At 56.9% G+C, this 25,250-nt stretch carries 17 protein-coding genes and 1 tRNA gene; 8 read left to right on the forward strand and 10 right to left on the reverse strand.

The genetic code is table 11. The annotated features are described in order from the left end of the window. Window positions 1–18: 18 nt before the first annotated feature. The 6 genes from KSY55_RS02025 to ftsY form a co-directional block, all read right to left on the reverse strand. Window positions 19–1,527, reverse strand: coding sequence for a Mur ligase family protein (locus tag KSY55_RS02025; protein ID WP_217749465.1), 1,509 nt, complete (start codon window positions 1,525–1,527; stop codon window positions 19–21). 1 nt (window position 1,528) lies between these two features. Continuing rightward, window positions 1,529–2,977 (reverse strand): replicative DNA helicase, encoded by a 1,449-nt coding sequence (dnaB, locus tag KSY55_RS02030; protein ID WP_022245668.1) that lies wholly within the window; start codon window positions 2,975–2,977, stop codon window positions 1,529–1,531. 419 nt (window positions 2,978–3,396) lie between these two features. Next, window positions 3,397–5,223, reverse strand: a complete 1,827-nt coding sequence (locus tag KSY55_RS02035) for a nucleotidyltransferase domain-containing protein (RefSeq protein WP_217749466.1) — start codon at window positions 5,221–5,223, stop codon at window positions 3,397–3,399. 194 nt (window positions 5,224–5,417) lie between these two features. After that, window positions 5,418–5,756, reverse strand: a complete 339-nt coding sequence (locus tag KSY55_RS02040) for a P-II family nitrogen regulator (protein ID WP_003814240.1) — start codon at window positions 5,754–5,756, stop codon at window positions 5,418–5,420. 1 nt (window position 5,757) lies between these two features. Next, the gene (locus tag KSY55_RS02045) at window positions 5,758–7,053 is read right to left on the reverse strand and encodes an ammonium transporter (protein WP_034880156.1); all 1,296 of its coding nucleotides are present in this window, start codon (window positions 7,051–7,053) and stop codon (window positions 5,758–5,760) included. Between the two features lie 492 nt (window positions 7,054–7,545). After that, window positions 7,546–8,808 carry a signal recognition particle-docking protein FtsY gene (gene ftsY, locus KSY55_RS02050; RefSeq protein ID WP_217749467.1) on the reverse strand — a complete coding sequence of 421 codons (1,263 nt, stop codon included), beginning with the start codon at window positions 8,806–8,808 and terminating at the stop codon, window positions 7,546–7,548. A gap of 217 nt (window positions 8,809–9,025) precedes the next feature. On the opposite strand from ftsY, the gene KSY55_RS02055 reads away from it, so the two are divergent. Further along, the gene (locus KSY55_RS02055; protein ID WP_117662931.1) at window positions 9,026–9,835 is read left to right on the forward strand and encodes a TetR/AcrR family transcriptional regulator; all 810 of its coding nucleotides are present in this window, start codon (window positions 9,026–9,028) and stop codon (window positions 9,833–9,835) included. A 305-nt stretch (window positions 9,836–10,140) separates the two neighbouring features. After that, window positions 10,141–11,172, forward strand: a complete 1,032-nt coding sequence (locus tag KSY55_RS02060; RefSeq protein ID WP_022245663.1) for a glycosyltransferase family 2 protein — start codon at window positions 10,141–10,143, stop codon at window positions 11,170–11,172. A 354-nt stretch (window positions 11,173–11,526) separates the two neighbouring features. Here the strand turns inward: KSY55_RS02060 and KSY55_RS02065 are convergent, their stop codons facing one another. Then, window positions 11,527–13,182: a C69 family dipeptidase gene (locus KSY55_RS02065; RefSeq protein WP_217749468.1), complete on the reverse strand. Its 1,656-nt coding sequence runs from the start codon at window positions 13,180–13,182 to the stop codon at window positions 11,527–11,529. A gap of 158 nt (window positions 13,183–13,340) precedes the next feature. On the opposite strand from KSY55_RS02065, the gene KSY55_RS02070 reads away from it, so the two are divergent. The 3 genes from KSY55_RS02070 (at window position 13,341) to KSY55_RS02080 (ending at window position 16,282) form a co-directional block, all read left to right on the forward strand. Next, a tRNA-Lys gene (locus tag KSY55_RS02070) sits at window positions 13,341–13,413 on the forward strand. Between the two features lie 431 nt (window positions 13,414–13,844). After that, on the forward strand, window positions 13,845–15,158 hold the full coding sequence (locus KSY55_RS02075) for an InlB B-repeat-containing protein (protein WP_217749469.1): 1,314 nt from the start codon (window positions 13,845–13,847) through the stop codon (window positions 15,156–15,158). Between the two features lie 887 nt (window positions 15,159–16,045). Beyond that, entirely contained in the window at window positions 16,046–16,282 is a 237-nt protein-coding gene (locus KSY55_RS02080; protein ID WP_003833732.1) for a glutaredoxin family protein, read from the forward strand. 160 nt (window positions 16,283–16,442) lie between these two features. On the opposite strand, the gene KSY55_RS02085 is transcribed toward KSY55_RS02080, so the two are convergent. Continuing rightward, window positions 16,443–17,714 carry a putative ABC transporter permease gene (locus tag KSY55_RS02085; protein ID WP_217749470.1) on the reverse strand — a complete coding sequence of 424 codons (1,272 nt, stop codon included), beginning with the start codon at window positions 17,712–17,714 and terminating at the stop codon, window positions 16,443–16,445. A gap of 372 nt (window positions 17,715–18,086) precedes the next feature. Here KSY55_RS02085 and KSY55_RS02090 point away from each other — a divergent pair, with 372 nt between their 5' ends. From KSY55_RS02090 to KSY55_RS02100, 3 genes are read left to right on the forward strand one after another with little or no spacing between them, the layout of a single operon-like run. Further along, entirely contained in the window at window positions 18,087–20,834 is a 2,748-nt protein-coding gene (locus tag KSY55_RS02090; RefSeq protein WP_055062927.1) for a YhgE/Pip domain-containing protein, read from the forward strand. Continuing rightward, on the forward strand, window positions 20,831–23,023 hold the full coding sequence (locus KSY55_RS02095) for a YhgE/Pip domain-containing protein (RefSeq protein ID WP_022244773.1): 2,193 nt from the start codon (window positions 20,831–20,833) through the stop codon (window positions 23,021–23,023). Before KSY55_RS02090 ends, KSY55_RS02095 begins: the two co-directional genes overlap by 4 nt. Next, the gene (locus tag KSY55_RS02100; RefSeq protein ID WP_118240081.1) at window positions 23,020–23,673 is read left to right on the forward strand and encodes a TetR/AcrR family transcriptional regulator; all 654 of its coding nucleotides are present in this window, start codon (window positions 23,020–23,022) and stop codon (window positions 23,671–23,673) included. The genes KSY55_RS02095 and KSY55_RS02100 overlap by 4 nt, the downstream gene beginning before the upstream one ends. Before the next feature lie 139 nt (window positions 23,674–23,812). Here KSY55_RS02100 and KSY55_RS02105 read toward each other — a convergent pair whose 3' ends face one another. Both KSY55_RS02105 and KSY55_RS02110 read right to left on the reverse strand, forming a co-directional pair. Next, the gene (locus KSY55_RS02105; protein ID WP_034880185.1) at window positions 23,813–24,370 is read right to left on the reverse strand and encodes an FMN-binding protein; all 558 of its coding nucleotides are present in this window, start codon (window positions 24,368–24,370) and stop codon (window positions 23,813–23,815) included. A 56-nt stretch (window positions 24,371–24,426) separates the two neighbouring features. Further along, on the reverse strand, window positions 24,427–25,248 hold the full coding sequence (locus tag KSY55_RS02110; RefSeq protein ID WP_117656123.1) for an ABC transporter ATP-binding protein: 822 nt from the start codon (window positions 25,246–25,248) through the stop codon (window positions 24,427–24,429). Window positions 25,249–25,250: the final 2 nt, after the last annotated feature.

Raw genomic sequence — 25,250 nt, forward strand, 5'->3', positions numbered from 1 at the left:
TTGCGCGGATTCGCGCTGTTATTTGCCCACGCCAGCGTCGGCGACTTCGGCGATTTTGCCGAGCGCGGCTCGCGTTTTGAGCATTGCCGTGTATGTGCAGTAAATGTGCTTGGGGGTGCCCGGATTCGCGTTCACGAACGTTGAGACGGCCTCTTCAAGTTCCGTGTTGACGCTATTCACCGGCACCTGATCGTATTCGAGGCGCAACGCCATGTCCCATGCGCGCACGCCCGAAACCATGGCCACACCGGTGTCTCGCAGCGAGGAGAAGTCCACGTCCCACAGCCAGCTCATGTCACGCCCGTCGGCGTATTCGTCGTTGATGGCGATCATGGTGTCGCAGCCTTCAGGGGTGAAGGATGCGAGCGACAGACGGAATCCCATGGGGTTTTTGACGAGCAGCAGCTCCACCGGCGAGCCGTTCACGTCGATGACCTCGCCGCGTCCGAACGCCGGAGTGACTTCGGCTGCCGCGTCGATCATGGCTTGCGTGGTGGAATGCGCGAAGTCGATCATGCGCTGTGAGATTCCCACTTGTCGCAATAGTTCGTCGGTTACGTTCTGCTCGAACGGCAGGAACATTGCCTGCGCATCGGCCACGACCGCTCGCACGACGGCCAGCGCGGCCGCCGCGTTGTACAGGTTGTACACGCCTTCCAATCTCACACCGGTTTCGTACGTTTCACCGTCGATGCCGAAACGGGCACGATGGTCGCCCACGGCAAGCAAGGTCACGTCAGCTGGTAGCTGTTCCGCAATTGCCGCATCTTCCGATTTTTCTGCATTTTCCCCAGTTTTCGCGATTGCCGAAGCATCGTCAATCTCAATATTTGCGGACGATTCTGCAGATTCGGACGATGCAATATCAGCGGACGATGCAGTATCGACTGTCGTGCGCATGTCGTCGTCGGACGGGAAGAAGCTGCGCAACGATCCGTCAAGACCGAAATAGCGCACTTCCACACCATCTTCAGTATGTGCGACGTCAGCAAGTCGTGCGATGCGTGGATCCTCACGATTGAGCACTACGGTTCCGGTGGTCGCTTCGGCGGCTTTGCTCAGCAGTCGTGCGGTATTGTCGATTTCGCCGAAACGGTCGAGCTGGTCGCGCATCACGTTGAGCAGCAGGCAGTAGTCGGGTTGCACTTGTTTGACGAAATGCACCGCGTACGCTTCGTCGAGTTCCAGTACGGCGATGTCGGCGTCCAGTTTGCCGCCGAGCGAGACTTCGGCCAGCAGCGACGAGACCACGCCGCGGGTGAAATTCGATCCGGTCGGATTGGTGAATACCTTCAATCCCAACGATTCCAGCATGCTTGCCACCATGCGCGTGGTGGTGGTTTTGCCGTTCGTGCCGGATACGAGCACCACGCCAAGCGGTAGCTGCTGCAGGGTGCGTGCGAGGAATTGCGGGTCGATCCGTTCCACGATTTTGCCGGGGAACGCGCTGCCGCCGCCATGTGCCAGGCGGGAGGCCGCACGCACGGCCTTGCCGATCAACGGCGTTGCGAATGAGTTCCACGCCATGCTATACCTCCTGTTGGCTCTGGTAGTCCTGCGGCATATCTTTGAACTTGGAGTATGCGCCAAGGAACGCGAGATTGAACGTCTGCGTCGGACCGTTACGATGCTTCGCCATGATGATATCGGCCTCGCCCGGGCGATCTTCCTTGTCGTAGGCGTCCGGCCTGTGCACGAGGAACACCACGTCGGCGTCCTGTTCGATAGAACCGGATTCGCGCAAATCCGAAAGCTGCGGCTTTTTATCCTGACGCATTTCGGGGCCACGGTTCAGCTGGCTCAGCGCCACCACCGGCACTTCCAATTCCTTGGCAAGCAGCTTCAATGCACGCGAGAAATCAGACACTTCCTGCTGGCGGCTTTCCACGGCCTTGCCGGAAGTCATGAGCTGCAGGTAATCGATCACCACTAATTTCAGATCGTTCGTCTGCTTCAATCGGCGGCATTTCGCACGGATCTCCATCAAACTCATGTTCGGACTATCGTCGATGAATAATGGTGCGTTCTGCAGTTTATCCTGCAGATTATTGAGGATATTCCAACGTTCCTGCGTGATTTCTTCCGCTCGGCGCATGGCTGACAGCGGAATATTCGCTTCCGCCGAAATGATTCGTTGCGCAAGTTCGGTTTTGCTCATTTCCAAGCTGAAGATCACGGACGTCATATTGTGGTGCAGCGCCGCAGCTCGCGCGAAATCAACGCCGAGCGTGGACTTACCCATGGCCGGTCGGCCTGCAACGACGATCATCTGGCCCGGCTGCAGGCCTTGCGTCACGTCGTCGATGTCACGGAATCCGGTTGGCACGCCTTTGGAAACCTCGCCGTTTTGCAGTCGGTCGATTTGGTCGAGGGTGTCGGTGATGACGGTGCCGATCGGCGCGTAATCCTGCCTCACTTTGCCGGTCGACATTTCGTAGACTTCGGCCTGTGCCAGGTTGACGACGTCTTCGGCTTGGGATCCTTCGGCGGTGTAGCCGAGCTGTGCGATTTTGGTGCCGGCTGCGATCACATTGCGCAGGATGGCACGCTGGTGGATGATGTCGGCATAGAAGGTTGCGTTGGCTGCGGTCGGCACGGATGCGACGAGGCTGTGCAGATAGTCGGATCCCCCCACTTTTTCGAGGTCGCCGTCTTTGAGCAGCTGGTTGGCCACCAGCACCGCGTCGACGGGCTGCGATGCGGAGAACAGGTTGATGATGGCTTCGTACACGGTTTGGTTGCGCGGCTGGTAGAAGTCGGTGATGTCAATCATCTGCGAGACTTCGCCGATGGCGTCTTTGCTCATGAGCATGCCGCCGAGCACCGCCATTTCGGCGGCGTCGTCATGTGGCGGCACACGGTCGAAGATGGCGTCGCGAATAGCCGTTCCCGACGCGCCGGAAATGCTGCCATTGCCTGAAAAACCGCGGTTTTGCCCTTGATTCAGGCCATTGTTCCAAGAATTGCTCTCCGCCATGCTTCTCCAGCTCTTCGATGTGTGGTGTACCGGGAAAAACCATAATACCTGTGCCACTTCACGAATGATGTTGCGATGAGATTCTGGAGGAATCTCCGCATTGACAGGATCGGAATCACCCGACACGCGCGAATCGGTTCGCTGTGGATAAGAAAGCCGAAAAAACCCGAGTTATCCACATACTGGGGATAACTATGTGGAAAACATATCGAGTTATCCACCAAATGGGGATAACCAAGTGGACAACTTGGGGACATCTTCCGTACGGGTGCCCATTCCCCTGGTTGTGATTTGCTTAAGTGAACCGAAGGTGATATGTTCCCCACTTTTTCTTAAACGATGGGTTTCCGCCGACGCGGCGGGTACCGCATCGGCAACCATGTCGCTTTGCCGGGCATTCGCTCACAGCCTACGCGGCCTCACATGTGGTAGCGGGTGGCGTTGTACATGGTTCGGACAAGGGTTTCGCGCCATTTACTCCAGCCGTACTGTTTGGAAATGGTCTCGCCGGCCGTGGCACCCAACGACGAACCGTCAGCACGAGTCAGATCGAACAGCATGTCAAGCAGCAGCGGATCATGATCAAGACGAGAAGCCAACTCGTCACCAACATTAGGATCATTCGGATTCTGACCAGTCGCAAACTCCGACAACGTAAGATGCTCACGCACCAACAACGTGACCCACCAAATAATGTCACGGTCAAAACCCATGCGCTTCAACACCATGGACGCATGACGCGCACCCTCCGCCGCATGATCGGCAACCCCCGGACGCTTACCGACATCATGCAAAATACCAGCCAACAGCAACGCCTGATAATGCCGATCATCATAACGATTTCCACGAGGTGTTTCACGACCAAGCCGCGTGACCACCTCAACCGAATGACGGTCAATCGTATACCGATGCGCAGCCGAAGCACTCGGGCGATTACGAATCGCCAACCATTCCGGAATCAAACGACCCGGAATATCGACAAAATCAATCTCCTCCCACACCTGCAACAACGCGGGACCGCTCGCAAGCAAACGCAAGAACAGACTACGCGACTCATCATTCCACGTGCGATCATCGATCGGACACGACTTCAGATTCTGCAACGTGCCGGGCGCGATCGGCAGACCAAACTCAGCCGCAGCAACAGCAGCCCGCAACGCAAGACACGGATCGGACTTCGGATCGGCACCCGGCGCAAGCACGATCTCCTCCTCATGCTTGGCGATACCGGGCGCAATCACATCAAACGTAGGCGCCTGACGCTTACCGCCGCCACGAGGCTGGAACACCTGGAAAAACGCAAAACGAGGCTTCTCATGAGTCAACGAATGCTCAGCGCGAGAAGCCGTGGAATCAAGCGAAAACGCGATCTGGCGACCAACACGCGCAAGCAACGTCTGCAAATCATCAATCGACTTCGCCTCACGCTCGCCATTCGGCAACGTCGGATCAGCCAAACCCAACATCGCCGAAACCCTCGCCTGATAAGGAGCAAGCAACATGTTCGTGTCTTTATTGGCCACCAAATGAATGCAATCGCGCACATCCAGCAACCGTTCGACGGCATCGTCATACTGGCCGTGCGGGCGGTCGGCAAGCCAAGAAGCGGCAAGCGCGGAGACCAGCACGGAATCGCGCAAACCACCGCGAGACTCTTTAATATCAGGCTGATTGCTATACGCCATACGGCCGAACTCATCCAAACGAGACTTGGCGGAGCCCAACAATTCGGGCAAGCGCTTACGGGCGGCCCTACGCCAACGCTCCAAAATGAAGACGGCCGTGGATTCGATCAGCTGCGTATCTCCCGCAATCGGCACCACATCCAGCCAACCCATCGCAGCAGGCAAATCATGGTCGGTCACCGCCTCGCACTGCACGCGGGTACGCACCGACTGGTCAAGATCAAGACCCGAATCCCAAATCGGATACCACAATTTGTTGGCAAGCTCATTGAGCTGCCGGTCAGTGAGCGCGTGAGGCTCATAAATGACCACCAAATCAAGATCGGAACTCGGTCCCACTTGGCCGCGGGCCAACGAACCCACCGCGCCAAGACCAATACCAGCTTGCGGAACGTCAAAAGAAACCGTCTGGCAGGCCTCCTGCCACAATTGTTTGAGGCAATCCATGGCCAGATCCGTACGAGCCTTACGTTTCGCCGCACCATTGCGGTACACGCCGTCGACATCCGGCTGACTCATATCCATGAAACGTTGTTTAAGACCATCAACCGCTGAAGTCATAGCAAATCCTTATGAATCTTCGCAAAAACAATCAAATCTGAGCAGATAAAAGCGAAAGCGGGGAAATCCGAAGCAGACAATCTGACGCGAAAAACGTATGAAAATCCCCGCACGGCGCGAAGCACGTACGGGGATCTGTCTATTGATAACCCGAACCCAAGCCCGGGGCCCTTAATATCTATCCGAATGAATTATCAGATAGCGGCAGAGCCGGTCTCGCCGGTACGCACGCGGGTCACCGAATCAAGCGGGGCAACCCAGACCTTGCCGTCGCCGATGGTGCCGGAGCCGGCGGACTTGACGATCACACCGACCAGAGTCTCGGCATCGGCGTCATCGGACAGCACCTCGACGCGAATCTTCGGAATGAGATCCACGGTGTATTCGGCGCCACGGTAAACCTCGGTGTGGCCACGCTGGCGGCCGTAACCGTTAGCCTCAGACACGGTCAGACCGTGAACACCTGCGGCAGCGAGAGCTTCCTTGACATCGTCAAGCTTATGCGGCTGAATGATAGCGGTAATGAGCTTCATCTCACTTCACCTCCTTGAGAACAGAGCTGGCGGTACCAGCAAAATCGTAAGCACGTTCGCCCTGATCGGCAAGATCGATACCGCCGACTTCCTGAGCTTCGGTGACACGCCAACCAATCGTCTTCTCCAGAGCGAAGGCGATGATGCCGGTGACAACAGCGGACCAGATGATGGCAACGAGAGCAACGATGAGCTGCACAACCAGCTGCTTCCAGTCGCCGCCCGCGAACAGACCGGTACCTTCGCCGAAGAAGCCGATAAGCACAGTGCCGGTGAAGCCGCCGACGCCGTGGACGCCGACAACGTCGAGAGAATCATCGTAGCCGAGCTTGAACTTCAGGCCGCAAGCGAGGCAGGTGAGCACGCCAGCGATAGCACCGAGCACGATGGCCCACAGCGGGGAAACCACATCGGCGGCCGGAGTGATGGCAACCAGACCTGCGACGATGCCGGAAGCGGCACCCATGGCGGTGTAGTGGCCGGTGCGGATCTTCTCAGTGAAGCCCCAAGAGAGCATTGCGGCGGCGGTTGCAGCGGAAGTAGAAACCCAAGCGTAGCCTGCGGTGCCATTGGCGGCAAACGCGGAACCAGCGTTGAAGCCGAACCATCCGAACCACAGCAGGAAAGCGCCAAGCATCACGAACGGAACATTGTGTGGACGGAACGGCTGGGTGCCGAAGCCCTTGCGCTTGCCGATGATCAACACAATCACCAGAGCGGCGACTGCAGCGTTGATGTGCACGACCGTACCACCTGCGAAATCGTGGGCGGCAGCGCCGATGGCCTGGGAGATCGCGCCGTCAGCGCTCAGCAGACCGCCATTCCACACCATGTGGGCGAGCGGAGCGTAATCGAAGGTAATCCACAGCGCGACGAAAATCATCCAAGTGGAGTACTTGACACGTTCAGCGATAGCGCCGCAAATCAGAGCGACGGTAATCATGGCGAATGCGGACTGGAACGCCACATCGACGCTGACCGGGTAGTTGTTGGAGTTCAGCGAAGCCGACGTGAAGACACCGCCGTCGGAAACCATGGAATCCTTCAGCAGGAAGCCTGTGGCCGGATCACCGAAGACACCGCCGACCGAAGTGCCTGCGTAGGCGATGGACCAGCCCCACAGCACCCAGATCACCATTGTGACGGACAGAGCGGCCGCCTCCATAATCATCATGTTCAGCACGGCCTTTGCGCGGACCATGCCACCGTAGAAGAACGCCACACCCGGCGTCATGAGGAACACAAGGGACGCGGACGTCAAAATCCACGCGGCATTTCCAGAATCAAGCTGACCCATGTCACCCTCCTCTTTCTTTCTTTTTGAGTTCACATTTCCGGCCCCATCGTATGGGGCTGACAAAACGGTATGGAACGCCGCCCGCGTTTTGAAAACGTTACGACGTGTTACAGCAAGGTAACGCCATCTCGCCATTACGTCAACCGAAAACGGCGGAATAAAGCGGCTGGCACGTTTTGTTTCAGATTGCGCACCGCTCTCAGGCCAAACCACTATCAGCCCATTTTTCAGCGTATCTGCCTTATGTATGGCAGATTTGGAGGACTGACACGAGACATTTCGCCCATATATGGCACTCTCACTCGCAAAAAAGGTGCTTTCGGGGGTAAACATATACCTTCTAAGTCGACTTTCTCCAAAAGCATCTGCCATATATAAGCGAGAAACCAGCGGACGAACCGGCAAATCTGCCATATATAGGCGAAATAGGACTGGCCAGGGGTAAAAAGAAAGCCTCCCACGCGGGGAGGCTTTCTCGGGAGCACAATCAGCTCAGGCGAGGATGCCGTCGACAAAGCCTTCCGGATCGAACGGGGCGAGATCGTCCGGGCCTTCGCCGAGGCCGACAAGCTTGACGGGCACGCCAAGCTCCTTCTGCACGGAAATCACAATGCCACCCTTTGCGGAGCCGTCGAGTTTGGAGAGCACCACACCGGTAATGCCGATGGCTTCGGCGAACACCTTGGCCTGGGTCATGCCATTCTGGCCGGTGGTGGCGTCGAGCACGAGCAGCACCTCGTCGACCGGAAGGTTCTTTTCGGTAACGCGGCGGATCTTGCCGAGCTCGTCCATGAGGTTCGCCTTGTTCTGCAGGCGGCCCGCAGTGTCGATGATGAGCACGTCGGCGTTCTCTTCCTTGGCCTTGGCACTGGCCTCGAATGCGACGGACGCCGGATCGGCGCCATCCTTGTCGGAACGCACGACCGGGACACCGACCTTGGCACCCCAAGTTTCCAACTGGTCGGCGGCCGCCGCGCGGAAGGTATCGGCAGCACCCAACATGACCTGCTTGCCTTCGGAAACAAGCAGGCGGGAAAGCTTGCCCGCAGTGGTGGTTTTGCCCGTGCCGTTCACGCCGACCATGATGATGACGCTTGGCTTGTTGGCACCCTCCTTATTGGCATTGAGGCGGCGATCCGTGTCAGTGCCTACGAGCTTCAACAGCTTGTCCTTCAGCGCGGCACGCACTTCGGCCGGATCGGACTGGCCTGCGATTCGGGCGTCGTTGCGTAGTTCCTCGACGAGCTGTTCACTGGCTTCCGCACCAACATCGGCAAGCAGGAGGGTGTCTTCGACGTCTTCCCAGTCGGCTTCGGAAAGCTGATCCTTCGCAAGAATGTTGAACAGAGCCTTGCCGAACGGATTGCCGGATTTCGACAGGCGCGCCTTAAGACGCTGCATGCGCGTGCCGGCGGATTCGGGGGTTTCATGAACCGGTTCGGGCTTGGCTTTGGTGGCTGGTGCAGGAGCCGCCGTTTCGGAAGAGGAAGCTTGAGCTGAGGACTTCTGCTGACTTTCAGCCGGAGCTTTTTCAGCTGCATCAACATTGGAATCAACGGACGGCTTCACCGTGGAAGAATCAGCCGCAGCCGACTTTGCTTCCGCAGCAAGACGGGCGTCAGCCTTGGCTTTCGCATCCTCCGTGGACTTATCGACGGCGTTCTTGCGGGTCTTACCGAGCCACCAACCGCCAATCACCAGAATTGCCGCGATGACGACAACGGCGACAATCGCAATAATCACATTCGTATCCATGACTCCAGCCTAAAAAGCGCAACGGACACACCGGCTCCGCCCCGCGGACGCACCACGAATGTCCGATTCTGCAGAATCGGACAACAAACCATCCGAATCCGACGTTCAGATGACCGATTCGGGAGAAACGGACAAGTAGACAACGCCATACGCACCACAGTTGTCCGATTCACCAGAATCGGACAGACTATCCACGGGGCATGAAAAACTGGACGGCATGGCCAATACATCCAGAATGACGTCGTATCAGCGGCGCGAGCAGCTCATCGAAATCGGTCGTTCGCTGTTCGCGTCGAAGGGGTTCGAAGCAGTGAGCGTGGAGGAGATCGCCGCCACCGCGAAAGTGTCGAAACCCATTGTGTACGAGCATTTCGGAGGCAAAGAGGGCCTGTACGCTGTGGTGGTGGACCGTGAGATGCGCGCCCTTACCGACACGCTCGTCAACGCGCTCTCCGACCCACAAGCGCACCCCCGTCAAATCGTGGAACGCACGGCGCTGGCACTGCTCACCTATGTTGAGGAGAATGCTGAAGGATTCCGAGTGCTCACCCGCGATTCGCCGAAAACCGATCCGGCCAGCTCGTTCAATTCGCTTTTGGGAGACATCGCCCTGCGCGTGGAAGACATTCTCGCCGAAGCGTTCAAACGCCAGCATCTGCCGGCCAAGGGCGTGCCATACTACGCGCAGATGCTCATCGGCATGACCGTATATACCTGCCAGTATTGGGCGGACCAGCGCAAACTCAGTAAAGAGCAGATTGCCGCGCACATCGTGAATCTGGCCTGGCATGGCTTGAGCCGCATGGAAGCCAAGCCGGAACTGCGTTTCGAAAGCGGCAAAGCCACAAAAGAGGCGGAAAAGCAGGAAAGGCGCGAAATCAAGGAAATCGCGAAACGCGAGCGCAAGGCCGCAAAAGAGGCACAATCACAAAACAATACGGAAAGCCCAGCCGAGCAGAACGCTGAACAGAATACCGAACAAGACGCAGCCGGAAGCCAAGGCACGCAAGCCGAACAGCAGTCGTAACAACCCAGCCGCCCCCAGTCATCGCAAGCATCGCAGCCAACGCCAACAGGCGCCAGACGCAAGAATCGAACAGTACCAGCAACAGGGGAATCGCAAGCATCGCACAAGCCAACAAGCATCGACGAAAACTTACAAATTGTCAACAATGGTACCCTTAAGGGAAATTTCAGGTGCAGATTGCACTATTCAGGGTGCCTATTGCATACAAACCGTTCCTCTGAAGCAAACAAGGTGCTACGTTAGTTTCGTTACGCAGTGACCACGCGCCGCGCGCGGAAGGTCACCTCGGCCGACCAAGGAAGACTATGCAGGAGAAGAAGACGCTCACCTTCGTGGTGCCCGCGTACAACATGACCGAATATTTGGAACGATGCGTCATGTCGTTAATCGCAGCGAAGCGCAACGACGACATCGAAGTGCTGATCGTGGATGACGGCTCGTCCGACGGCACGCTGGAAATGGCACAGAAATTCGAAGCCCGCTATCCAGGCATCGTGCGCGCCATCCACCAAGAGAACAAGGGGCATGGCGGAGCCGTCAACACCGGCATCGCGGCGGCAAGCGGCATGTACGTGAAGGTTGTTGACGCCGACGATTGGGTTGGCCCCGAATCGCTCGAACAGGTCATGGCCGTGCTGCGCGAAGAGGCCGATTCCACCGAGCCGATCGACATGCTCGTCACCAATTATGTGTATGACAAGGTTGGCAAACGCAACAAGCATGTGGTGAACTTCCGCCATGCCATGAAGGCCGGCGAGCGCCTGACCTGGAACGATCTTGGGCATTTCGGCTTGGCTGAATACATTCTCATGCACGCGCTGACGTACCGCACCGCCGTGGTGCGAGAGTCCGGTATGCAGCTGCCGGAGCACACGTTCTACGTGGACTTCATTTACGCGTACCAGCCGTTCCCGTGGGTGAAGACCATGAAGTATTTGGATACGCCGTTCTACCACTATTTCATCGGTCGCGACGGCCAGAGCGTGCAGACCGACGTGATGATCCGCCGCGTCGACCAGCTGCGCCTCGTCAACCAGTGCATGGTGCGTGCAACTCCGGAACGCGGCACGGTGCCGGACGGCCTGTACCGTTATATGATCCACTTCCTGGCGATTGAAAGTTCCGTGGCAAGTGTGTTCATGATTTTGTCTCGCGATCCGGAAAATTATGAGAAGAAAAAGGATATGTGGGACGACATTAAGGCGTACTCCCCCACTATTTACAAGGATGTGCGCAAGAAGGCCATGTCTCGTGCGTTGAATTTGCGCGGGTCGATCGGTCGTTTCGTGATTCGCAAGGGATATTTCGTGGCGGAACACGTCGTCGGGTTCAACTGATCGCGATTTCCGACGATTTGATGGTCAATCGACGGTCTAGATAGCACTATCTGCCTTATATATGGCAGATGCCCTTGATAGCAAGGTGACTTAGAGGGTATATTTTACCCCCGAAATCGCCTTGCCTACAAGCACGAGTGCCATATATATAAGCGAAATGCCTCGTGTCAGCTCTCGAAATCTGCCATATATAAGCGAGATATGGGCAAAAACTGACGTACGAGAATGCAGATGCAGTCGTGAGGCTGTTGGGAGCAGCACTGACGCTTCCAACAGCCTGCGTTCATGCGGAATGCTCCGAGCGCGGAAACCTGGCTCATTGGGACGGGTTTGCCGGATTTCGGGGCTTTATGCTTAGTTCCAGCGGTCGGACATGGCGAAACTGTTGTGCATGAGATTGCTGGACGTGTAGAGCACGTCGTTGAGCAGTTTCGTGACGTGAGTGCGCAAGTATTCCGCCATTTCTTCGTTGGACTGCTGCAGTTTTGCGATAATTGCAATACTTGCGTTTTCCGTAATCTCCGCGGCCCCTGCACGCTCCTGCGATTCGGACACGCTCTTTTGTGCAGCAATCTCACGCAATTCGGCATCAGTACGTTCCACCAGACGATGGCCGTAAGCGCGGGCCGATTCCGCAAATCCTTCGATCGCATTGCTGGTTTCGTAGAAATGCGCGTCGGCGAGCGCGGCGATCAAACGGTTCGCCCAGTACAGGTTGCCGGTCGAGACTTCCGGCGTGGTGTCACGCAGGTAGGCGGGCGTATCGTCGACGTTCGCATAGAACGGCGTGGCCGCGGTGAAGGGGCCGGAACCGTATGAGATCCACATGATCGAACGGCTTGCCTCCGGCGCGTACGGACGAATCTGCATGGCCACCATATGCCCGGTGCGGTTGATGCCGATCGGACGGTAGCGATGGCGGCTTTCCGGCGTCCCGAGCGTACCGTACGGATCGTAAGGGGTCCCCTCGAAGTGTGCACTCATCAGGAAGTCGACGTCTTCGAGCGTCACAGCGTTCTCAGGCACACGACACCACGGAATATCGTCGGATGCGGGCGTGTAGCGGGCGGCCGGCGAATCCCAGTCCTCGCTTGGATTGAGGTGGCGCTGCATATACCAGGCACGCGGCGTGTTGTAGATGCGGTCTTTGGTGGTGGCGGTACCGAAAGCCGTGCGCGGATTGAAATGGTTGTGACCCAGCGCCGCGCCGCTACTGCTATTGCCACCGCCGTTCATGCTGGCGTTTCCGAAAACGCTCGTCGGCTGGAATCCGAAGCCGCTACTCGCACCCGCGCTCATAGTGCGGTCAAGGTGGTGCGCGTCCATGAATTCGCGCAGATCGGCACTGCACATGAACTCGCGTTGGGTGCTGAAGGCGTCGTCGAAGTCGAAATCGTCGATGCCGAGCTGGTTGGGGATGGTCGCATAGCAGTCGTCCGGCACGCGGCGGGCGATCCAATGGTGCCCGCCGATTGTTTCGACGTACCAGATTTCGTTTACGTCGGAAATGATGATGCCGTTCGATTCGTAGGTGCCGTATGTTTCAAGCAGTTCGGCGAGACGTGCGACGCCTTCGCGCGCCGTGGTTACGTAAGGCAGCACAAGGGTGATGATGTCTTCCTCTCCGATTCCGCCCGGAACTTCGGGGGTATTAGCGGCTTCGTTCGCCGGTTGCAGTTCAACGAGCGGATCAGCGGCTAGCACGCGCTCGTTGACTGCGATGGTTTCGGTGGCGCTCATCGCCACATTGCGCTCGTTGACGCCCGCTTCCGCGAGAATTCCGCGATTCGGCAGCACGTTCGGCACGATGCTGTATCGGCATGGATTGTCGGGAAGGTCGATTTCGACATGACTGAGCACACTGCGGTAATGCCTCGGTTGGTCTTGCGGTGCGACCGCAATGAATTTCTTCGGATCGTAACGGCCGGAACCGGAATCATCGTCGCGTGCGATGATGGTGGATCCGTCGTAGCTGGCTTTCTTGCCTACAAGAATCGTAGTACATGACATGCGTTCCACTGTACGAGCAGATATGCAGAAATGACGCTGCGATTCGCGAGAATTCGATGATGATTCGGCGATGACTTGGTGATAATCCACGTTTTTTGTTACTTACAGCTGATTCGTGTGGCGTTTTGCGTAAATATGCTGTATACTGTCTCACTGTTGCCCCTCTAGCTCAACGGTTAGAGCAGCGTCCTTTTAAGTCGTGGGTTGTGGGTTCGAATCCCACGGGGGGCACCGCGAAACCCTTGGAAACATTAGCTTCCGAGGGTTTTTCGATTCCCGCGATTTTTGGCTCCAGACGCAATTAGTCGCACTCACATTGTTCGCGCCCCAAACACGGATTGTCACATCATCATCCGCGCCGGTAAACACCCTGCCGTCGCCATCATCGGATTCCTCACCCTTACAGGCAAGACGCCTTGCCGGGATGGCGCCTTGCCGATTCCAAAAGGCTTCCGCCAATACAGCGGCAATAGGAAAGTGAGAAATCGAGAAAAGATTGCAATTCCAACGAACACGCCCTAGCCTCTTGAAAAAGTCGCTAGGGGGCAGCTATCATAGTCCTTCGGAATTCTTATGAGGGGGAACTCCACGCATTCAGGGCGGTATTTCGAAGGCATCGCTTTGGGGCAATTAGTTACGTAACTAAGAAAGGGTTTCCCCAAATGTCTTTTAGCAAAAAGATTATTGCGGGCGTTGCAGCTGTAGCGACTCTGGCTGCCTTGGCTCCGGCAGTCGCAATGGCTGAAGGCGATCAGAGCCAGAACTCGGCCGCGTCCGCTCAAAGCGACTCCACGATCGTCAACGTCTCGTTCTATGCCGCAAATGGCACTCTTCTCCAGAGCACCGGCTGGCCAAAGGGTACTGCGTTCTCCATGTACGCCCTGGGCGTCCAGGCACCGACCATCGAAGGCAAGACCTTCACCGGCTGGGCTGACTCCGAAGGAACCATGCTCAAGGACACTGATCAGGTGTCCACGAACATCGCCGTACACGCAACGTACGCGGATACTCCGGCACAGGATGACACCACCCAGTACACCGTCTCCTTCTACGCAGGCACCGACCAGCTCATCCAGACCGTCAGCTACTACGCCAAGGACAAAGTCAAGTTCTCCACCTACGCCGCAGGCATCCAGGCACCGGCCGTCGAAGGCAAGACCTTCACCGGCTGGGGCTTCGCCTCCAACGACGGCAACGTCGCAGTCGACCCGAACGCAGAAGTGACCGGCAACTGGGCCGTCTACCCGATGTACAAGGACACTCCGACTTCGGAAGATAAGACTCTGAACACGGTCTCCTTCTACAACACCAAGAACGAGCTGATCCAGACCGTCAGCTACTACGCCAAGGACAAGGTCAAGTTCTCCACCTACGCCGCAGGCATCCAGGCACCGGCCGTCGAGGGCAAGACCTTCACCGGCTGGGGCTTCGCCTCCAACGACGGCGACGTCGCAGTCGACCCGAACGCAGAAGTGACCGGCAACTGGGCCGTGTACCCGATGTACAAGAACGCTGAAAAGAAGGATGACACCACCCAGAACGTGGTCTCCTTCTACGCAGGCACCGACAAGCTGATCCAGACCGTCGGCTACTACGCCAAGGACAAGGTCAAGTTCTCCCAGTACGCGCTGGGCATCCAGGCACCGGCCGTCGAGGGCAAGATCTTCACCGGCTGGGGCTTCGCCTCCAACGACGGCGACGTCGCAGTCGACCCGAACGCAGAAGTGACCGGCAACTGGGCCGTGTACGCCATGTACAAGGACGCTCCGACCGACGACTCCAAGAAGGATGACAGCAAGCCGGCCGACACCACCAAGAAGAATGACACCAAGGGCAACACCAAGAAGACCGTTGCCCAGAAGATCAAGAAGGCCGTTCTCGGCAACACCGGCGCTACCGTTGGTGGCGTTGCGGTGTTCGCCGTGCTTGCCCTGCTCGGCTTCGCTGGCATCACCGTGCTCCGCAAGCGCGCCTGAGTCTAACTCAGTCAAGGTGGCATTCGCCTGAAAGCGATTAATTTGGCTCCGTGCAACGACTTCTCCTGGAGTACTTGCGCGGAGCCAAATTGCCGTATTTAATGGCACGTTATGGCTTCATTGAACACACCCTGCAATAAGGTCGCCGACATAGCTAAGGGTGTATAAGATAAGACTTGGCTGGCTGCCGGCGAGGGCTATACCTCAAACGCAGTTGATAGGTGAGGAAGAGCCTTCGAAAACACTTCTTCACCCTGATGCGCTGCCCTAGCCAGCGACCAACCATCCACCCCTGGGAATCGTACGATTTCCAGGGGTTTCCTGTATTCAGCGGAAAACCGCCGAACCTCAGCATACCGTAGAGCCAATTCCCGCGAATATGCTCACAGCCCCCTCAGAATTTCCTGTCAGCCCAACAGTCCTTAAGACAGTAGGCAAATCGGAATCATCAAGGTTGTTCAACACGCCCACGCAAATTCGCGCTACGCATACTTATCATTTTAGGGGGGGGGGGTGACAACTGAGGTCATTTGCGGTATATTGCCGGTGTTTTACATATGAATAAACAGTTTTCGCCGTACCATCAGGCAGGCATTGACGTCACCAAGCCACCCCCCTATATACAACCCTCTCCATAAAACACGCACGACATGCGCGCGGACGTGAATTCCGTGGTTTGGGGTACACTAGACATATTCGAACAAACGTTCGTATTTTGGGGAATTCTGGGGAATTCCCCACTATATACAGTGAGGAAACTCACGACACACCACTACCGGTAGTGTGTATGCTAGATAGTGGCTTGCGTAAGCGAGCATAACCGAAGAACGTGGCCGACACGGCTTTCGCAAACGACGGAAGCCATTTTTGCATAGGGAGGAAATCGAATGACCGTGACCGTCTTCACCAATCCGAGCAACCCGCAATGCGAAGCCACCGAACAAGAGCTCGCAAAGCTGGGCGTGCGTTACGACACCGTTGATCTGACGAAGAACCCGTCCACCTTCGAACAGATCAAAAACGCTGGCTTCAAGCAGATTCCGGTCGTCATCTCACCGAACTCCTCATGGAGTGGACATAGGCCGGATCTCATCCGCCAGCTCGCGCAAAGCTTCGCCGCCTAAGCGCGTAGAAGTCGCAGGGCACCGAGTCCACAAAGGCAGTGCGGGCACAGGTCACATGCAGCCGTGCACGGCGCAACCAATAGCGGACGCACCATACACGTTCTTCCACAAAGCTTCGCCATCTAGCCCATAAAGCAGTCATCCATAAAACAGTCAGACACTACATGCGGCTGGCCGTGGACGGGTCGAGCGTCATGGTCTGGAACCGATTGGCCATGAAGTCGTCGTCGAAATACGTGGCGAAGAATTGCGAAACGGGCGAATCCTGCGCAATACCCGCAATACGCGAATACCAGGAATCCAGCGCCATCAACGTCATCACGCCGTCAACGAAAATCAGCGCGAAACACACCGCCGTCAACGTATAGCGAATCTTCCACGGAATACGCTGAATCATCGCAAGCAAATGCGGCAGAATCAGCTTCACCCACACCAAGCCGAGTATTCCCCAGAAAAACATGTATTTGCCGGATGTGCGCCCATCAATCGACAGCCATTGACCCGTGTAATCCCACGCGCGAATACCGAACGCAACCTCCATGAACCAGCTGGTGAAATATTCGAACGCGCCGCCAATCACCGCGCTGGCGCAGAAGATCAGCATCCAATTCGACCGCCACAAGTGGTTGAGCAATACCGTCAGGATCACCGCGCCAAAGCCGTAGATCGGCGAGAACGGCCCCCACAAAAATCCGGCGCGATCCTGCCATTCGCCGAACAGCACATAGTGGTATAGCGTCTCCACTACCAGACCGAACACGCATCCGACCACAAACAGCCAAAACAGGTTGAAGAAATCAAGCGAAATATAGCCCTTGCCGGTCAGATCACGGCCGGCCATACCCTTCGAAACAGCCGTCTCATACTCGCTGCGCGCATCCAAACGACGAAGCGCGAACTGCAAACGTCGCTCCTCGCGCAGCGACGGATCAGCCGTGATATGCAACGCAACCAATACAAGCAGCTGCACGGTCGGACTGATCAGATTCACACCCAAACCCTGCAACGACAACGACAATAGGCCTTCCGCAAGCGTGAGCGGAATCATCAGATACGTCCATTGCGCGATATGCCGACGCTTGTTGAGAATCAGCAGCATGCCGAAAATCGCAAGGCATGCGGTGGAGACCAGCAGCACTGCAGCATGAATAACCGACAGAATAGTGGTGAGATTCAGCGCGCCAAACGCCAGTTTGCCGGAAAGCGCGGCGTGGACTGCATACAGGCAGGAAATCACGATGATCGGCAACGTCACCACGCCTTCGATCAACATGACGATGCCGTAAATACGTGCAATCAGCGGCAGCCTGCGGTCAGCAGGATTGCCGTCATCTTCCGCCGATTGCGATTGCGCAATGATGCCGGCCTCTTCGATTGCTGCGATTTCGGTTTCGTCGGCGATGGCCTCGCTCACATCTTCAATCTTGCTCATGCTTGTTCGTCCTTCCCAGAACAACGCTACCAAAACCCGATCGCAGTGCGCTACACGAGATGATTGTTTGCGCGCAACGCGCACAACCTGCGATTTCTGCCTGCGCAAGTCACATGTCATCCCGCAATCACAAGATGCGCAGACAGCAGACTCGACTTGCGCAGACACAGAAGGCAAGTTGCGCGGTCTCCAACAGCAAGATTCACAGTCCTGCCGCGGTTTGTCGTGTTTATTTCAGTCATGGACGGAGCGCATTTACGCCTGTGCCCAAATTTGTCCGAGAGCGGGTATTACGATACGGGAGGCGTAGCGCTACGAATAACGTATCGCTACGCGCGAACACGGTCGAACATCCATTGGACTGGGGAGACAATGCGCAACGTACTGCAGATTCTGCGTCGTGACCTCAAACGACTCGTCACCGTACCTGCCGCCTGGGTCATCATGATCGGTATAACCATCATTCCGCCGCTGTACGCATGGTTCAACATCTACGGATTCTGGAATCCGTATGGCAATACCCAAGGCATCAAAGTTGCCGTGGCCAACGTCGACAAAGGCACCGACAACGCCCTGCTCGGCAAAATGAACCTCGGCGACCAGATCGAAGACACGCTGAAAGACAACGACCAGCTTGGCTGGGAATTCATGGGCAAGGCCGAAGCGATGGAAGCGGTACAGTCCGGCGACTGCTATGCGGCGATCATCATCCCCTCCGATTTCAGCGAGGATCTCGCCAACGTCGTGACCGACAGCAAGAACCGGCCGACGCTGGAATACTATGTCAACGAAAAATCGAGCCCGATCTCCCCGAAAATCACCGACCAAGGCGCGACCACCGTTGATCGTACCGTCAACAACACCTTCGTCTCCACCGTCAGCGAAGTACTCACTAAAGCCGTGAACTCCGCGAATGACACCATCAACGGCAAAACCAACTCCTTCGTCAACGAAACCACAGCAGAACTCGACAAAACCCAGAAGAACGTAAGCCTCATCCGCTCCACCATCGAAGATCTTGACGCACAGCTCGCCAACGTGCCGCAACAAACGCAATCCGCCCGTCAGGCAATGAACGACGTGCAGCTGGCCGCAGCAAGCGCGGGCAAGGGACTGGCGAACACCGCCACCGCCATCGGCACCGCACAAAACGGCCTCAATACCTTCACGTCCAACGCCAACACCGCTTTGGAAAACGGTTCCGGCCTGATTTCGCAGGCCGCCAGCGACACCACCACCAGCATCAACAAGGTGACCACGGCCGTCTCGTCCGCAAGCGGCACCGCACAGCAGGCCGTCAGCAACATGCAAAGCGTGACCGACAGCAACGCCCGGCTCATCGAGAAGCTCAAGAACGTCAGCGACAACGCACAGTACCAAGACATCATCAAGAAGCTCGAAGACACCAACAACACGGCCGCTGGCACGCTCAACGACCTCAAAACGTTGAGCGAGAACACGCAATCCACGTCCGACAGCGTGTCCAAACTCGCCACCGACTTCAACACCAGCACGCAAAATTCGCTGAAAAGCATGGGAGATGCCCGCAACACGTTGAATTCCGGTGCGCTCCCCCAGCTCAACTCCGGTCTGAGCTCGCTCGCCATGACCGCCGGCACACTGTCCGGCACCGTAACCAGCCAGACCACCGTGGTCAACCAGACCTCCGCCGTGCTCGACCAACTCGACCAGGTGGCGAACGACACCCGCACCACGCTGCAGAACACCGACAAGCAGCTCGAGCAGGTGGAGAACAAGCTCATCACCGTCAGCACCGACCTGAAAGCGCTCGGCAGCGTTGACATGCTGAAAAGCCTGACCGGCGACAGCTCCCTCAACACGGAGAAAATCGCTTCGTTCATGCAGTCCCCCACGGTGATCGACACGAAAAACGTGTATCCGATGAACTCCTACGGTTCCGGCATGGCTCCGCTCATGACCAACCTGGCCCTGTGGGTGGGCGCGTTCGCCTTCGTGGTGATCTTCAAGGTGGAGGTCGACGATGAAGGCCTCGAAGACCTCGACTTGACCACTTCCGAAAAATATTTCGCCCGCTACATGCTGCTCGGCATCATGGGCGCCATCCAAGGCGCGATCACCACCATCGGCAACCTCATCATCGGCGTGCAGACGGTGAACGCGCCGCTGTACATACTTACCGGCGTCATCACGTCGCTGGTATATCTGAGCATCACCTTCGCGCTGTCGACCTCGTTCATGCATATTGGCAAGGGACTGTGCGTCGCGCTGATCATCGTGCAGATTCCGGGCGCTTCCGGCCTGTATCCGATTGAGATGATGCCGAAATTCTTCCGCATGGTCTACCCGTTCGTACCATTCAGTTATTCGATTGACGCGTTCCGTGAGACGATTGCCGGCTTCTACGACGGGCATTGGCTCAAGTCGATTGGCGCGCTACTGATGTTCGCCGTGGTCGCGTTCTTCATCGGACTTGCGATTCGCCCGCTGCTGGTCAATCTCAACCGCCTGTTCGCCCGTCAGATCAAGGAAAGCGACATGATCATCGGCGAGGAGGTACAGCTTCCGGAACGCGGCTACAACGTGTCCCAGGCCATTCAAGTGCTCGCCGATAAGGGCGGCTACCGTGAGGCGATCGAGGAACGTGCGAGCCGCTTCGCCGAACTGTATCCGAAGCTCAAGCGTGGCGCGCTGGTTGCCGGTTTCATTGTGCCGGTGATTCTGGTGCTGATCTTCTCCTTCACCAACGGCGAGAAGATCGTGGTGCTTGCCACCTGGATCATCTGGGTGCTGCTCATCATCGGATTCCTGATGGTCATCGAATATATGCGTTTCAGCCTGCAACGCCAGGTGGAACTCGGCAGCCTCAGCGACGAAGCGATTCGCGAACAACTGGTGGAACGCCAAGCTGCAAGGCTGCGCCGCAAGAAGCGTGCGCAACAAATCAGGCGAGACAAGCTGATGCGCAAGGCACAACGAAGAAAACACGAAACCAAACAGGCGATCGCCAACGTCGCAGACACCAGCCAAGCCGATGCCGACGGCATCGCAACACTGGTACAGGCCATGAACGCGACCGGCAACACCGGCACAGCGAGCAACACCAATCCCAACGGTAACAGCGAAAGGAGCAACGCATGAAAAACATCTGGAAACTGTTCGTCGGCGACGTTCGACGCCTGACCAGCAACATCGTCTCCATCATCATCGTCATCGGACTGGTGGTAATTCCTGGCCTGTTCTCCTGGTTCAACGTGAGCGCAAGCTGGGATCCATTCGCCAACACCGGCAATCTGAAATTCGCCGTCGCCAACGACGATGAAGGCTACAAGTCCGACCTCATTCCCGTGAAGATCAGCATCGGCGATCAGGTGGTCAACACCTTGCGCGCCAACGACCAGATGGACTGGACCTTCACCACCAAAAAAGAGGCCATCGACGGCACCAAATCCGGCAAATACTATGCAGCAGTGGTGATTCCGAAGGATTTCAGCACCCGCATGATGACATTCTTCACCGCGGACGGCGACCATGCCACACTCACCTACTACAACAACGAGAAGAAGAACGCACTCGCTCCGAAGATCACCGGCCAGGGAGCCGACACCGTGGCAGCACAGATCAACGAAATGTTCTCCGCAACGTTGACGAGCACCGCGCTCAACATCGCCTCGCAGCTGGCCGATGAGCTTGACAAACCGAAATCGCAGGCCACGCTCACCAACTTCAGCAACAATATGAACAACTTCGCGAACACGCTGAACGACACGTCATCCGCGTTGACCACGTTCAGCTCGCTGACGTTGAGCGCGCAGAACCTGCTCGACAGTTCCAACAGCCTGCTTTCCAACGTGAGCGGCAGCGCGAAGAACGCCGTCAACGAGCTCAAACAGTCGAAGAACGGCATCAACGATCTGACCGGAGCCGTCAAAACCAGCACGAATGCGCTCAGCACCGCGTTGAGCAGCTCGTCGAACAGCTTCGGCGCTGTCTCCACCGATATTGACAGCGTATTCAACAATGCGGGCACCCAAGCCGGCAATACGGCCACCGCCCTGCGCAATCAGGCTGCGAACGTATCCAAGCAGGCGCAAGGCTATCAGAACATCTACGATGCCCTCGACGAGCTCAGCAACAACAATCTGGTGCCGGAAGTCGCGAAAATCGCCATCAATCATCTCAAAACCAACGTGGGCGCGACCATTACGCAACTCAACGATCTAGCGAACTCACTCAACACCAGCGCCGACAATATCGACGCGAAAGTGAGCGACACCACAGCCGACCGCGAGCGCGTGAGCCAGCTTGCCCAGCAGGCGAAGGCCTCCATCGACGGCATCAAAACCGATTTCGACAGCCAGCTCAAGCCGCAGCTCAACGACATTTCCGATTCGATCAGCAGCACGGCCACCGCACTGAGCAGCACGGCCACCGATCTGAAGGGCGCGTTGGGAGATCTCAACAGCACCACGAAGTCGGCAGGCAAGCAGCTGACCAATATTCGCACGGTGTTGGATTCCACCGCCGAAAGCCTCACTAAGGCGAGCACCGCGCTGTCTTCGTTCAATGGCACGCTTTCCGACGCGCTGAACAGCGGCAATATGGACACCGTCAAGGACGTGCTCGGCAACAACACCGATTCGCTGGCGGCGGCTCTTGCAGCTCCCGTCCAGGTGAAGCGCACGGCTGTGTTCCCTGTGGAGAATTTCGGCTCGCAATTGGCTCCGTTCTACACGATTCTGCCGTTGTTCGTGGGATCGCTGCTTATGGCCGTAACACTCAAGACCACGGTGTCGCGCAAGAATCGTGAGGAGCTCGACAATCCGAAGCCGCATCAGCTGTTCCTCGGCCATTATGGCGTGTTCGCCGTGATCGCACTGTTGCAGAGCACGTTCTCGCTGGGCGGCGGCCTGCTGTTCCTGCACATTCAGGCAGTGCACCCGTGGCTGTTCATGTTGACCGGCTGGGTGGCCTCCCTCGTGTTCTCGTTCTTCACCTACACGATGGTGGCGAGCTTCGGCAACGTGGGCAAGGCCATTGGCGTGCTGACGCTGGTGTTGCAGATTTCCGGCGCGAACGGCGCGTATCCGCTTGCCGTGCTGCCGAAGATCATCGGCGATATCAGTCCGTTCCTGCCGGCCACGCATGCGATTACGGCATTGCGTGCGGCCATTGCCGGTATTTACAACAATGATTATTGGCATGCGATCGGTTCGCTGTTGCTGTTCCTGATTCCGCTGCTGCTGATTGGCTTGCTGCTGCGTATTCCGCTGGTCAAGTTCAATAGGTGGTACGTGGCGAAGGTGGAAAGCACCAAGGTGGTCGCATGATTACCGGAGTGCATGAGGTGGTTTCCGGAGCCGTTTCCGATGTGGTTTCCGACGCGGTCAGTGACGTGCATGCGGCTGTTCGCAAGGCGCAGAGCCGGCGCGAGCAGCTTCGCGAGCAGACCGATCATAAGATCATGAAGGCCACGCTTGCGATTGTGATTTCCGATGGTGTCGGTGCGGTGACCATTGAAGAGGTCGCCCGTCGTTCCGGTGTTGCGAAAACCACGATTTATCGCCGCTATAAGAACGCGGACGATCTGTTGCGCCGCGTGCAGTTGGAAGTTGCGGGATTGCCGGATTTCAGCGATGTCGAGTTGTCGAAAAACGGTCTGCTGACGATACTGCAACGCATTCAGGGCTGTTTTTTCGACAGTGAGCTTGGTTTGAAGGCAGTTGGCGTGGTGCTTTCTTCCGATAATCCTTCGTTGAATGCGATTGCCGATCAAGTGCTTGTTCCTGCGGAGAAGCGTTTTTCTGAGTTTGTTGAGCGCGGCATGAAGGCCGGAGTGTTCCGTAATGGATTGGATCCGCAATTCCTGTTCAGCACGATACTCGGCTCCATGCTCGCCTGTAAGGCGTTGCATGGCGACGCGAGTATTCCTTGGCCTGAGAACATGACGGCTGTTCTGTGGCCCGTTATGGCCGTCTGAAAGGCATTGCAGAGCAGAGTTGCACGTAGTAGTATCTGAAACTCATGAGCGCCCCCGCTACGGCCTTTAATCACTCTTTGGGTGAGGCTGTAGCCGGGGCGCTCATTGTACGTTTGCAGACTTTTCGCCGCTACTGGACCTACTGGATCGACGCTTCCTGACGGGCCACGTCCAACGCCTTGTTGAACGCTTCCGACGTCCAGCTGGCACCGGCCACCTTGTCTACCTTGAGGTCTTTGAGAGGCTTGCCGTCCACCACGCCGTTGATGGCTTCGGCGAACGCATTCTGGTGCTTTTTGGAGATGGACGTGAACGGATGCCCGATAACCTCCACATTGGTGACGGTCTGGTCTTTGACCGTCACATGCACGTCGATGGTGTCTTCGCCCACCGGCCCGTACTGGCCGTTGATCGAGTAGGTACCGTCGGCGTAGTTGCCGGTGTCTTGCTTGTCGGATGTGGTGCTGTTCGGATCGTCGGCATGGTTTTTGTCATCCGAATCCGCGGAATCGCCGGAATCGGTGGCGCTACCGCTGTTCTTCGAATTTTCTTCCTGCGATTGCACGCTTTCGCCGGAATTTCCGGCATATTCATCGTCCATCGGTGTCGCCGTGGGTTCGCCGCATGCCGACAGCAGCGCAAGGCTTGCCGCAGACAGTGCGATCACTTTGATCGCATTCGATGATTCGTTGCTCATGTTCGCTCCGTACGATTCGTCAGTGCTATGGCTTGGATTGTTCGGCTGATTTCAGCTTATTCCTCACCGCCGGTTTTCGCGGCTTTGGTCGGATCGGCGAAGCTGATGGCCGTCTCGCCGTTCTGTGCGCCTTCCGCAGTGGAACCGGTGTATGCCGGCTTGCCACCCGCATGCTCATAGGCTTTCTTTGCGGCTTCATCATTCCACTTCTCACCGACGAGCACGCCATGGTTGAGCATGATCTCGCGCTGGGCACAAGATGCGACGAGCGCATCATGGGTCACGACGATGATGGTAGTGCCCTGCTCGTGCAACTGACGAAACAGGTCAAGCACGATTTTCTCGTTCTTCTCATCCAAATTGCCGGTCGGTTCGTCCGCAAGAATCAGTTTCGGACAGTTGATGAGCGCACGTGCGATGCACACACGCTGCTGTTCGCCGCCGGAAAGCTGTCCGGGCAGATGGTGGGCACGCTCCTTCAGACCGACGCGTTCCAATGCTTCCAACGCCTGCTGCTCGTTGACTACGGAATGGTAGTACTGTGCCACCATCACGTTTTCCACAGCCGTCAGATGCGGTACCAGATAGAACTTCTGGAACACCAATCCGATCATGTTCTTACGCACGTCGGCAAGCTGCTTGGCGTTCAAATCCTCCAACTTGCGGCCTTCCAGCATGACGGAACCCTTTGAAGGCGTGTCCATGCAGCCAATCATGTTCATCAGCGTGGTTTTGCCGGAACCCGACGAACCGACAATCGCAAGCCATTCACCTTGCGGAACGGTCAAAGTCAAATCGTCGACGGCACGCAAATCGCCGTAAATCTTGGAAATATGATCCAATTCAAGCAACGTATTCAACGTATGTTCGGAACTCATGA

This window comes from Bifidobacterium sp. MSK.13.1 (assembly GCF_019131435.1).
In the GTDB taxonomy this organism is placed as follows: Bacteria; Actinomycetota; Actinomycetes; order Actinomycetales; family Bifidobacteriaceae; genus Bifidobacterium; species Bifidobacterium pseudocatenulatum.